This window comes from Oceanobacter sp. ABM4_470 (assembly GCF_056158645.1).
The window spans coordinates 2975073-2987954 of sequence record NZ_JBSWTR010000001.1; the positions used below are offsets into that span (position 1 = coordinate 2975073).

At 53.4% G+C, this 12882-nt stretch carries 7 protein-coding genes; all 7 read right to left on the bottom strand.

Features of this window, described 5'->3' with window-relative positions; all coding sequences use genetic code 11:
* Positions 1-2103: an elongation factor G gene (gene fusA, locus ACXADJ_RS13200; protein ID WP_475066634.1), complete on the bottom strand. Its 2103-nt coding sequence runs from the start codon at positions 2101-2103 to the stop codon at positions 1-3.
* A gap of 19 nt (positions 2104-2122) precedes the next feature.
* A complete protein-coding gene (rpsG, locus tag ACXADJ_RS13205) occupies positions 2123-2593 on the bottom strand; it encodes a 30S ribosomal protein S7 (protein WP_028293992.1) in 471 nt (156 codons plus the stop codon).
* Positions 2594-2705: 112 nt separating this feature from the next.
* Positions 2706-3077 carry a 30S ribosomal protein S12 gene (gene rpsL, locus ACXADJ_RS13210; protein WP_028293993.1) on the bottom strand — a complete coding sequence of 124 codons (372 nt, stop codon included), beginning with the start codon at positions 3075-3077 and terminating at the stop codon, positions 2706-2708.
* A 172-nt stretch (positions 3078-3249) separates the two neighbouring features.
* Positions 3250-7470 carry a DNA-directed RNA polymerase subunit beta' gene (rpoC, locus tag ACXADJ_RS13215; protein WP_475066637.1) on the bottom strand — a complete coding sequence of 1407 codons (4221 nt, stop codon included), beginning with the start codon at positions 7468-7470 and terminating at the stop codon, positions 3250-3252.
* A 76-nt stretch (positions 7471-7546) separates the two neighbouring features.
* Entirely contained in the window at positions 7547-11620 is a 4074-nt protein-coding gene (gene rpoB / locus ACXADJ_RS13220; protein WP_475066639.1) for a DNA-directed RNA polymerase subunit beta, read from the bottom strand.
* Between the two features lie 195 nt (positions 11621-11815).
* Entirely contained in the window at positions 11816-12187 is a 372-nt protein-coding gene (gene rplL, locus ACXADJ_RS13225; protein ID WP_028293996.1) for a 50S ribosomal protein L7/L12, read from the bottom strand.
* Positions 12188-12254: 67 nt separating this feature from the next.
* A complete protein-coding gene (gene rplJ / locus ACXADJ_RS13230) occupies positions 12255-12749 on the bottom strand; it encodes a 50S ribosomal protein L10 (RefSeq protein WP_475066641.1) in 495 nt (164 codons plus the stop codon).
* Positions 12750-12882: the final 133 nt, after the last annotated feature.

The window sequence follows — 12882 nt, forward strand, 5'->3', positions numbered from 1 at the left end:
TTAAGCTTTTCTGATTACTGCTTCGGCAACACTTGCAGGCGCTTCCGCATATTTCTCAAATTCCATGGAATATGTCGCGCGCCCTTGGGTTGCGGAACGCAGGTCAGTTGCGTAACCAAACATTTCCGCGAGCGGCACAGACGCATTCACCACCTTGCCAGACGGTGTGTCGTCCATTCCTGAAATCAGACCTCGGCGACGATTCAGGTCGCCTACCACATCACCCATATAATCTTCGGGTGTTACAACTTCAACCTTCATCATCGGCTCGAGCAATACTGCATCGCCTTTTTCTGAAAGCTGTTTGGTTGCCTGTGAGGCGGCAATTTTAAACGCCATCTCGTTAGAGTCAACGTCATGGAAGGAGCCATCAAACAAGGTTGCCTTCAAGCCCAACAACGGGTAGCCAGCCACCACACCGTTCTTCATCTGTTCCTCAATACCCTTCTGCACAGCAGGGATATATTCACGAGGAATAGCGCCACCTACAATTTCGTTCACAAATTCCAGCTCGTCAGCATTCTCGTCCTCTGCAGGCTCGAAACGCACCACCACGTGACCGTATTGACCACGACCACCGGACTGCTTGGCGTATTTGTGATTGATCTCGACATTGGCCGTGATCTTTTCGCGGTAAGCCACCTGAGGCTTACCAACGTTGCATTCCACCTTGAACTCACGACGCATACGGTCAACGATAATATTCAGGTGCAGTTCGCCCATACCGGAAATAATCGTCTGACCAGACTCTTCGTCGGTTTCAACGCGGAACGACGGGTCTTCCTGGGCCAGTTTGCCCAATGCGACACCCATCTTCTCCTGGTCCGCTTTGGACTTCGGCTCAACAGCAACGGAAATTACCGGATCCGGGAACTCCATACGTTCCAGGGTAATGACTTCTTTCAGGTCACACAGAGTGTCACCGGTGGTGACGTCTTTCAGACCAATCAGAGCAACAATGTCACCCGCACGAACCTCGTTCAGTTCTTCGCGGCTGTTGGCGTGCATTTGCACCATACGACCAACACGCTCACGACGACCCTTGACCGGGTTGTAAACACCATCACCGGAATTCAACACACCGGAATACACACGCACAAAGGTCAGCGTGCCCACAAATGGGTCGGTGGCGATTTTGAAGGCCAGACCAGCGAAGGGCTCATCATCAGAGGAGTGACGTTCAGCAACGGTTTCGTTGGCGTCGTCCAGATGACCTTCAATGGCTTTTACTTCAGTCGGCGATGGCAAGAATTCAATAACGGCATCCAGAACCGCCTGCACACCCTTGTTCTTGAACGCAGAACCACAGGTGACCAGTACAACTTCATTGGCCAGAGTACGAGCGCGCAGGCCCGCCTTGATATCTTCCTCGGAAAGCTCGCCTTCCTCGAGGTACTTATCCATCAACTCTTCGTTGGCTTCTGCTGCTGCTTCAACCATTTGCTCGCGCATGGCATCGGCTTTGTCTTGCAGTTCGGCCGGAATGTCTTCCAGTTCAAACGTCATGCCCTGATCTGCCTCATTCCACATAATGGCTTTCATCTTGATCAGGTCGACCACGCCTTTGAATTGATCTTCGGCGCCGATATTAAACTGGATAGGTACTGCATTGGCTCCCAAACGGGCCTTCAGCTGAGAGACCACCATATCGTAGTCAGCGCCAGTACGGTCCATCTTGTTGACGAACACCATACGAGGCACTTCATACTTGTTGGCTTGACGCCATACGGTTTCGGTCTGGGGCTGAACACCCGAGGAACCACAAAGGACGACGACAGCGCCATCCAGAACACGCAACGAACGCTCCACCTCAATGGTGAAGTCTACGTGTCCAGGAGTGTCAATGATGTTAATACGGTGCTGTTCAAACTGCTGCGCCATACCCGACCAGAAACAAGTAGTCGCTGCGGAGGTAATGGTAATACCACGCTCCTGCTCCTGCTCCATCCAGTCCATCGTTGCTGCACCGTCGTGTACCTCACCAATTTTGTGAGACACGCCGGTGTAGAAAAGCACACGCTCGGTCGTTGTCGTTTTACCGGCATCTACGTGAGCGCAGATACCAATGTTACGGTAACGTTCGATAGGTGTAGTGCGTGCCACTGCGTCGTCCTCAGGTCAATTAAAAGCGATAGTGAGAGAATGCTTTGTTGGCTTCTGCCATACGGTGCACGTCTTCACGCTTCTTGACCGCTGCGCCTTTACCTTCGGCGGCGTCCATCATTTCGTTCGCCAGACGCTGAGCCATGGATTTTTCACCACGACCACGTGCTGCGTCTACCAACCAGCGCATGGCCAGTGCGGTACGACGGGATGGACGAACTTCTACTGGCACCTGGTAAGTGGCACCACCCACACGACGGCTCTTAACTTCAACCATTGGCTGAATAGCTTCCAGAGCAGCATCGAACAGTTCGATTGGATCACCGCCCTGTTTGCTTGCCATCTGGTCCAGTGCACCGTAAACGATTTTTTCGGCTACGGATTTCTTACCGGAAACCATCACGTGGTTCATAAATTTGGCCAGAGTTACGTTTCCGAATTTCGGATCTGGCAGAATCTCGCGTTTCGCTGCGACGCGTCTTCTTGGCATGATAAGCCCTCTTAGGTCTTCAGGTGAGTCTGAGCATCTATCAACAGAACAGGGAGCCCAGCCTTACTCTTATCTAAAACGATAGAGCGTTCCCTTGATTAATCCGTAAGGATTACTTAGGACGCTTGGCACCGTACTTAGAACGTGCTTGTTTACGGTTCGCAACGCCGGACGTATCCAGGGAACCACGAACGGTGTGATAACGCACACCTGGCAAATCCTTTACACGACCGCCACGGATCAGAACAACGCTGTGCTCTTGCAGGTTGTGACCTTCACCACCAATGTAGGAAGTTACTTCGAAACCATTGGTAAGACGCACACGACATACTTTACGCAGTGCCGAGTTAGGCTTTTTAGGGGTAGTGGTGTATACACGGGTGCACACGCCACGACGCTGAGGACAAGCCTGCAATGCAGGTACGTCGCTCTTAGCCACTTTGCGCTTACGAGGCTTACGAACCAACTGGTTGATTGTAGCCATATAGCAAACTCCAACTATTACTAACAACATGCCCATACAACATGGGCACAATAAAAGGGGCGGAGATAATAATCCCCGAAACAGGTCAGATCAAGTATTAATCAGCCCTGCCGCCCCACCAGACAAACAAAAAGGAGGCCGGGGCCTCCTTTTTGCGCTAAAAGCCCGACAATTACTTGTCGCTGAACGCTTCGCTCAGCTTGGCTTCCATATCTTCTGCAGACACGCTCATTACCTCAGGCATTGAACGGTTACGTTCTGCATCGCGGTTCTGACGCTTACGCTTACGCTCAGCGTGGTAAGCCAGACCGGTACCCGCAGGAATCAGTCGACCTACAACCACGTTTTCTTTCAGACCACGCAGGGTATCTACCTTGCCGGTTACCGCACCTTCGGTCAGTACTCGTGTGGTTTCCTGGAAGGAAGCCGCAGAGATGAAGGATTCGGTCGCCAACGAGGCTTTGGTGATACCCAGCAGCACGCGCTCACCTTTGGCCGGGATCTTGCCAGCCGCTTCGATGCGCTCGTTCTCGTTCAGGAACGCCGCGTATTCAACCTGATCGCCTGGAATGAAGGTGGTATCACCGGCATCCAGAATCAGTACCTTACGCAGCATCTGACGAACGATCACTTCGATGTGCTTGTCATCGATGCCTACGCCTTGCAGTCGGTAAACTTCCTGTACTTCGTTAGTGATGTACATGGCCAGATCACCAACGCCTTTCAGACGCAGGATATCGTGTGGGTTCAACGGGCCGTCGGAGATGATCTCACCACGCTCCACGTTTTCACCTTCAAACACGTTCAGGTGACGCCACTTGTGGATCAGCTCTTCGTACTGATCGGCGCCATCGTTTGGCGTGATCACCAGACGCTTCTTACCCTTGGTCTCCTTACCGAAACCAACGGTACCGGAAGTTTCTGCCAGGATGGCAGGCTCTTTCGGCTTACGCGCTTCGAACAAGTCAGCAACCCGTGGCAGACCACCGGTAATATCCTTGTTACCAGACGACTCCTGAGGAATACGGGCGATAATGTCACCCACCTCAACTTCGATGCCGTTTTCCTGGTTCACCAGAGCGTTGGCTGGCAGCAAGTACTGTGCTGGCGCATTGGTACCCGCCAGGAATACATCATTGCCTGCCGCATCAACCAGCTTCACCATCGGACGGATGTCCTTACCGGCCGCTGGGCGATCTTTAGGATCGATCACTTCGATGTTGGACAGACCCGTCAGCTCGTCGGTGGTACGCTTGATGGTGATGCCTTCATCCATACCCACGAATTCGATGCGACCCGCTACTTCGGTCACGATCGGGTGAGTGTGTGGGTCCCAGCTTGCCACTTTCTGACCAGCTTCAACCTTGGCACCGTCTTTCACGCTGATCACAGCACCGTAAGGCAGCTTGTACAGCTCACGCTCACGACCGGCGTCATCAGCAATGGCGATGGAACCGGAACGGGATACTGCTACCAGATCACCGTTGGTGCGCTCAACCGTCTTCATGTTGTGCAGACGAACAGTACCGGCGTTCTTAACTTGAACGCTGTCAGCCGCGGAAGCACGGGATGCCGCACCACCAATGTGGAACGTACGCATGGTCAGCTGTGTACCCGGCTCACCAATGGACTGTGCAGCGATAACACCCACAGCTTCACCACGGTTAACCAGATGACCGCGACCCAGGTCACGACCGTAACACTTGGCACAGATACCGGCGCGGGATTCACAGGTAATCGCAGAGCGAACCTTAACTTCATCCACACCTTCCGCTTCGATGTGCTTGACCCAACGCTCGTCAACCAGAGTGCCAGCCGGCGCTACCAGTTCCTGAGTGTTAGGCTGGTAAACGTCTTCTGCGATCACACGACCCAGAATACGGTCACCCAGACCAACCACAACATCACCACCTTCAATCAGCGGTGTCATTACCAGACCCTTGGCGGTGCCACAGTCGTCTTCGGTAACCACCAGATCCTGGGCAACGTCAACCAGACGACGCGTCAGGTAACCGGAGTTCGCGGTTTTCAGTGCGGTATCCGCCAGACCCTTACGAGCACCGTGAGTGGAGGTGAAGTACTGCAGTACGTTCAGACCTTCACGGAAGTTCGCCACAATTGGCGTCTCGATGATGGAGCCGTCTGGCTTGGCCATCAGACCACGCATACCCGCCAACTGACGGATCTGAGCCGGGCTACCACGAGCGCCGGAGTCGGCCATCATGTAAACGGAGTTAAAGGATTCCTGTTCAACATCGTTACCATCACGGTCGATCACAGGCTCTTTACCCAGATTCTCCATCATCGCCTTCGCTACCAATTCGTTAGCGCGGGACCAGATGTCGATTACCTTGTTGTATTTCTCGCCGTGAGTTACCAGACCGGAAGCAAACTGGCTTTCGATCTCTTTTACTTCGGCGTCAGCGTTGGCAATGATTTCAGCCTTCGCATCCGGAATTTCAAAGTCGTTCACACCAATGGAAGAACCAGACTTGGTGGCATACTTGAAGCCGGTGTACATGATCTGGTCAGCAAAGATAACGGTATCCTTCAGACCCACACGGCGGTAAGCGGTGTTGATCAGACGGGAAATCGCCTTCTTCTTCATTGGCTGGTTAACCAGATCGAAAGACAGACCACGTGGCACGATGCGGAACAGCAAGGCACGACCAACGGTGGTTTCGATCAGGCTGATGGACTCTTCGGAGTTACCCTCTTCGTCGATCACCATCTGGTCGATACGGACTTTCACACGAGCCTGCAGGTGAGCACGGCCAGTCTGGTAAGCGCGTTCCACTTCGTCCAGATCAGCAAACACCATGCCTTCACCAGTGGCGTTTACACGCTCACGGGTCATCCAGTACAGACCCAGTACAACGTCCTGGGACGGTACGATGATCGGTTCACCGTTAGCAGGCGCCAGTACGTTGTTGGTTGCCATCATCAGGGCACGGGCTTCCAACTGGGCTTCAATGGTCAGCGGCACGTGAACGGCCATCTGGTCACCATCGAAGTCAGCGTTATAGGCCGCACACACCAGTGGGTGCAGCTGGATCGCCTTACCTTCAATCAGCTGTGGTTCGAACGCCTGGATACCCAAACGGTGCAGGGTTGGTGCACGGTTCAGCATCACCGGGTGTTCACGAATCACGTCAGCCAGGATGTCCCATACTTCCGGAGTTTCGCGCTCTACCATCTTCTTCGCAGCTTTGATGGTAGTGGCCAGACCACGGTGTTCCAGCTTGGAGAAGATGAACGGCTTGAACAGTTCCAGAGCCATTTTCTTCGGCAGACCACACTGGTGCAGACGCAGCTGAGGACCAACGGTAATTACGGAACGGCCGGAGTAGTCAACACGCTTACCCAACAGGTTCTGACGGAAACGACCCTGCTTACCCTTGATCATGTCGGCCAGGGATTTCAGAGGACGCTTGTTGGAACCGGTGATGGCACGACCGCGACGGCCGTTATCCAGCAAGGCATCGACCGCTTCCTGCAACATACGCTTTTCGTTGCGCACGATGATGTCAGGGGCGTTCAGCTCAAGCAGACGCTTCAGACGGTTGTTACGGTTGATCACACGACGGTACAGGTCATTCAGGTCGGAAGTCGCGAAACGACCGCCATCCAGTGGAACCAAAGGACGCAGATCTGGCGGCAGCACTGGCAGCACAGACATGATCATCCACTTTGGATCGTTACCGGACTGGAAGAAGGCCTCCAGAATCTTCAGACGCTTGGACAGCTTCTTGATCTTGGTTTCGGAGTTGGTCGCCGGAATTTCTTCACGCAGGCGGTTAACTTCGTCTTCCAGATCGATGTGACCCAGCAGAGCCTGGATGGCTTCAGCACCCATCTTGGCTTCAAACTCGTCACCGAATTCTTCAATGGCTTCGTAGTACTGTTCATCAGACAGCAACTGGCCTTCTTCCAGCGTGGTCATGCCCGGCTCGGTCACTACGAAGGACTCGTAGTACAGAATGCGTTCAATATCACGCAGGGTCATGTCCAGCATCAGACCGATACGGGATGGCAGTGACTTCAGGAACCAGATGTGAGCAACCGGAGAGGCCAGCTCAATGTGACCCATGCGCTCACGACGCACTTTGGCCTGGGTTACTTCAACGCCACACTTTTCACAGATTACACCGCGGTGCTTCAGGCGCTTGTACTTACCACACAGACATTCGTAGTCTTTGATAGGACCAAAGATGCGAGCACAGAACAGACCATCGCGTTCTGGCTTGAATGTACGGTAGTTGATGGTCTCTGGCTTTTTAACTTCACCATAAGACCAGGAGCGAATCATGTCCGGCGAGGCAAGACCGATACGGATCGCATCGAACTCGTCGGCATTATTCTGGCTACGCAGAAAATTGACTAAGTCTTTCATAGAGAAATGGCTCCACTTGGCGTGAGCGGGAGAGCGACCAGGGAACTACCCCTGCCCGCTTCCACAGCTAGACCGATTATTCGTTTTCCAGTTCGATGTCGATACCCAGGGAACGGATTTCCTTCACCAATACGTTGAAGGATTCCGGCATGCCTGCTTCCATACGGTGGTCGCCATCCACGATGTTCTTGTACATCTTGGTACGGCCGGCCACGTCGTCGGACTTCACAGTCAGCATTTCCTGCAGGGTGTAAGCGGCACCGTATGCTTCCAGTGCCCACACTTCCATCTCACCGAAGCGCTGACCACCGAACTGCGCCTTACCACCCAGCGGCTGCTGGGTAACCAGGCTGTAGGAACCGGTAGAACGGGCGTGCATCTTGTCGTCTACCAGGTGGTTCAGTTTCAGCATGTACATGTAGCCCACAGTCACCTTGCGGTCGAAGGCTTCACCGGTACGACCGTCGTACAGGGTAACCTGACCAGACTCAGGGATATCGGCCAGCTTCAGCATGCGCTTGATTTCGGTTTCCTTGGCACCGTCGAACGCAGGGGTTGCCATAGGCACACCGCCACGCAGGTTACGAGCCAGTTCCAGAATCTCGTCATCGCTGTAGCTGTCGAGGTCTTCAATACGGCCATCGCCACCATTGTAGATCTCATCCAGCAGTTCACGCAGTTTGGCCACTTCGCGCTGCTGCTGCAGCATTTCGTTGATCTTGTCACCAAGACCCTTGGCAGCCATACCCAGGTGAATCTCCATGATCTGACCCACGTTCATACGGGACGGTACACCCAGCGGGTTCAAACAGATATCAACCGGCACACCTTTCTCATCGTAAGGCATGTCTTCGATTGGCTTGATCGCAGAGATAACACCCTTGTTACCGTGACGACCCGCCATCTTGTCACCAGGCTGGATCTTACGCTTGATAGCCAGGTAGACCTTGACGATTTTCAGTACGCCCGGAGCCAGGTCGTCGCCAGTCTGCAACTTGCGCTTCTTGTCTTCGAACTTCTCGTCCAGCTGCTTCTGACGGTCGATCAGGGACTGCTCGGCTTTTTCCAGCATTTCAGCCAGAGCTTCATCCTGAGGGATGATGCGCCACCAGTCGTCTTCACTCAGACCTGCCAGGTAGTCTTCAGACAGCACGTCGCCTTTCTTCAGACCTGGAGCCACGTTAACGGCCTGACCAGACAGAGCACGAGTCAGACGCTCGAAGGTTGCGCCACGAACGATGCGCATTTCTTCGTTCAGGTCCTTACGGATCTGATCCAGCTGCTGACGTTCGATGTCTTTGGCACGCTGATCTTTCTCAACGCCGTCACGGGTGAACACCTGCACGTCGATAACGGTACCGGTGGTGCCGGTCTTGACGCGCAGAGAGGTGTCTTTCACGTCAGAGGCTTTTTCACCGAAGATCGCACGCAGCAGTTTTTCTTCCGGAGTCAGCTGGGTTTCGCCTTTCGGAGTCACCTTACCAACCAGGATGTCGCCCGGCTTCACTTCAGCACCGATGTAAACGATACCGGATTCGTCCAGTTTACCCAGCGCGGCTTCACCAACGTTTGGAATATCGGAAGTGATTTCTTCCGCACCCAGCTTGGTGTCACGCGCCACACAGGTCAGTTCCTGAATGTGGATAGTGGTCAGACGATCTTCCTGGGCTACACGTTCGGACAACAGAATGGAGTCCTCGAAGTTGTAACCATTCCACGGCATGAAGGCAATACGGAAGTTCTGACCCAGAGCCAGTTCACCCAGATCCACAGAAGGACCATCAGCCATCACGTCACCGCGGGTAACCATGTCACCAGCTTTTACCAGCGGACGCTGGTTGATGCAGGTGTTCTGGTTGGAACGGGTGTACTTGGTCAGGTTGTAGATATCCACGCCCGCTTCACCAGCCAGGGTTTCTTCGTCGTTCACCTTAACCACGATACGACCAGCATCTACGGAGTCGATCACACCGCCACGCTTGGCAACCACACACACACCGGAGTCTTGTGCTACTGCACGCTCAATACCGGTACCAACCAGCGGCTTCTCGGCGCGCAGGGTTGGAACGGCCTGACGCTGCATGTTGGAACCCATCAATGCACGGTTAGCATCATCGTGTTCCAGGAACGGAATCAGGGATGCGGCGATGGACACAACCTGCTGCGGGGATACGTCCTGCAGGGTTACGTTGTCCGGCGACATCATGGTGAATTCGTTCTTGTGACGTACGGAGATCAGGTCGCCTTGCAGACGGCCAGCTTCGTCAGTCGGCACAGAAGCCTGTGCAATTACGTAGTCCGCTTCTTCAATGGCTGATACGTAGATGATTTCCTCGGTCACGATACCGTCTTTAACGATACGGTACGGGGATTCCAGGAAACCGTATTCGTTGGTACGGGCGTAGGAAGCCAACGAGTTGATCAGACCAATGTTTGGACCTTCAGGCGTTTCAATAGGACATACACGGCCGTAGTGAGTGGCGTGAACGTCTCGAACCTCAAAGCCAGCGCGCTCACGAGTCAGACCACCTGGGCCCAACGCAGAGATACGACGCTTGTGAGTCACTTCGGACAGCGGGTTGTTCTGGTCCATGAACTGGGACAGCTGGGAAGAGCCAAAGAACTCTTTAACCGCGGCTGCAACCGGCTTGGCGTTGATCAGATCCTGCGGCATCAGGCCTTCGGATTCCGCCATGGACAGACGCTCACGTACTGCACGCTCAACACGTACCAGACCCACACGGAACTGGTTCTCGGCCATTTCGCCAACAGAACGGATACGACGGTTACCCAGGTGGTCGATGTCATCAACGATGCCTTTACCGTTACGGATATCGATCAGGGTACGCAGTACCTCAACGATGTCGCCACGATCCAGTACACCGGAACCCAGAATCTCTTCACGACCGATACGACGGTTGAACTTCATGCGGCCAACCGCAGACAGGTCGTAACGTTCTTCGGTGAAGAACAGGTTTTCGAACAGGGCTTCTGCAGATTCCTTGGTTGGCGGCTCGCCAGGACGCATCATGCGGTAGATTTCTACCAGAGCTTCCAGCTGGTTGCTGGTTGGGTCGATGCGCAGGGTATCGGACAGGAATGGTCCACAGTCGATCTCGTTGGTGTAGATCGTCTGGAAAGAATCGATACCGGCTTCGCCGAAGCTGGCCAGGATTTCTGCGGTAATTTCAGTGTTGGCAGGAGCCAGAACTTCACCGGTACGGGTATCGATGATGTCGGAAGCAACGGCTTTACTCAGCAGGTATTCGGCCGGTACGTCCAGTTCCTGAACGTTGGCTTTTTCCAGCTGACGGATGTGACGTGCAGTCACACGACGACCGGCTTCAACGATCACGTTGCCGTCGTTGTCCATGATGTCGAACTGAGCGGTTTCACCACGCAGACGGGATGGAATCAACTTCAGCTTGGCGTTGCCAGCAACGATACGGAACTCGTCGTTATCGTAGAAGGTTTCCAGAATCTCGCCAGTGCCCATACCCAAGGCGCGCAGCAGGATGGAAGCAGGCAGCTTACGACGACGGTCGATACGTACGTATACCAGATCCTTCGGATCGAATTCGAAGTCCAGCCAGGAGCCACGGTAAGGGATAACGCGAGCGTTATACAGCAGCTTACCGGAAGAGTGGGTCTTACCTTTGTCGTGGTCGAAGAAGACACCTGGGGAGCGGTGCAGCTGAGACACAATCACACGCTCGGTACCGTTGACGATAAAGGTACCGTTGTCGGTCATCAGAGGCATTTCGCCCATGTAGACTTCTTGTTCCTTGATGTCTTTGATCGCTTTGGTTGACGATTCTTTATCGTAAACGATCAGGCGCACCTTAACCCGGAGCGGCGCGGCATAGGTAACGCCACGCAGCATGCATTCTTTTTCATCAAAGGTCGGGGTACCCAGGCGATAGCTCACGTATTCCAGAGCTGCATTGCCGGAATAACTTACGATTGGGAATACAGACTTGAATGCAGCATGAAGACCGACATCGAGTCTGTCGTCGGCATTGCTACCCTGTTGCAGGAATTTTTGGTAAGAATCGATTTGAATGGCCAACAAATAAGGCACATCCATTACGCTCGGCAATTTGCCGAAATCCTTACGGATACGTTTTTTCTCAGTATATGAGTAAGCCATCAGTTATCCCCGGACTGTTTCGTAGACGAGATCGTTTTGATCTGTCATTCAAGGGCTAGCCTTGCAGTGAACCTGGCGCGGTTGCCAGTTTTGCCACGTTTTCCATAACGCGAAAAAGGCCGACGGAATTACTTCCGTCAGCCCTGTGCCGAAACCATAGACAATTTCGGCAGCAGCGTATAGCAGAGATCCAGATTACTTGATCTCGACGATAGCGCCAGCTTCTTCCAGTTTGGCTTTAGCTTCTTCAGCTTCTTCCTTGGAAACGCCTTCTTTGATAGTTGCAGGAGCACCATCAACCATGCCTTTGGCGTCTTTCAGACCCAGACCAGTGATTTCACGTACGGCCTTGATCACGTTTACTTTCTTGTCGCCAGCGCCAGACAGAATTACGTCGAATTCAGTCTGAGCTTCAGCAGCAGCTTCGCCGCCAGCAGCTGGACCAGCAACTACTGCTGCAGCAGCAGAAACGCCGAATTTTTCTTCCATCGCAGAAACCAGTTCTACAACGTCCATTACAGACATTTCAGCGATAGCGTTGATGATATCTTCTTTAGTCAGAGACATGAGAATTTTCCTGAATTTTGAGAGCCAGTATTTAGCTCGTTAAATCGATGTCGATGCCAACCTGAAATCAGGCAGCTTCTTGTTCTTTCTGATCGCGTACTGCAGCAAGAGTACGAACCAGTTTGCCAGCGGCAGCTTCTTTCATGACGCTCATCAGCTTCGCGATTGCTTCGTCTTGTGTTGGCAGTGTTGCCAGCATGTCAACGGAAACCACGTTGCCTTCGAAGGCACCACCCTTGATCTCGAACTTATCGTTGCTCTTGGCGAACTCCTTGAAGATGCGGGCAGCCGCACCTGGGTGTTCGGTAGAGAACGCGATCAGGGTAGGACCAACCATAACGTCGTTCAGACATTCATAGTCGGAGCCTTCAACAGCGCGTTTGGCCAGAGTGTTACGGACAACTTTCATCCAAACACCAGCTTCACGTGCTTCTTTACGCAGAGCGGTCATGGCACCTACTGTTACGCCGCGGGAATCCGCAACAACAGCAGACAGAGCATTTTGAGCTGCTTCCTGGACTTCAGCGACAATCGCTTTTTTATCTTCGAGTCCTAAGGCCACGATTAACTCCTAACAAGTTAAGTTATGCTCGCTAGAGCCAGTCTCGGTGTGACAATTCAGAAAACTGAAGGGGCCACACACTATCTACGCAGGAAATTAAGCATTGATAACCAAGTCATCGCCGCACCTGCGG

Excerpts from the sequence above, each read along its gene's own strand:
- rpsL (WP_028293993.1), bottom strand. The coding sequence starts at position 3,077 with ATGGCTACAATCAACCAGTTGGTTCGTAAGCCTCGTAAGCGCAAAGTG.
- rpoB (WP_475066639.1), bottom strand. The coding sequence starts at position 11,620 with ATGGCTTACTCATATACTGAGAAAAAACGTATCCGTAAGGATTTCGGC.
- rpoC (WP_475066637.1), bottom strand. The coding sequence starts at position 7,470 with ATGAAAGACTTAGTCAATTTTCTGCGTAGCCAGAATAATGCCGACGAG.
- rpsG (WP_028293992.1), bottom strand. The coding sequence starts at position 2,593 with ATGCCAAGAAGACGCGTCGCAGCGAAACGCGAGATTCTGCCAGATCCG.
- rplL (WP_028293996.1), bottom strand. The coding sequence starts at position 12,187 with ATGTCTCTGACTAAAGAAGATATCATCAACGCTATCGCTGAAATGTCT.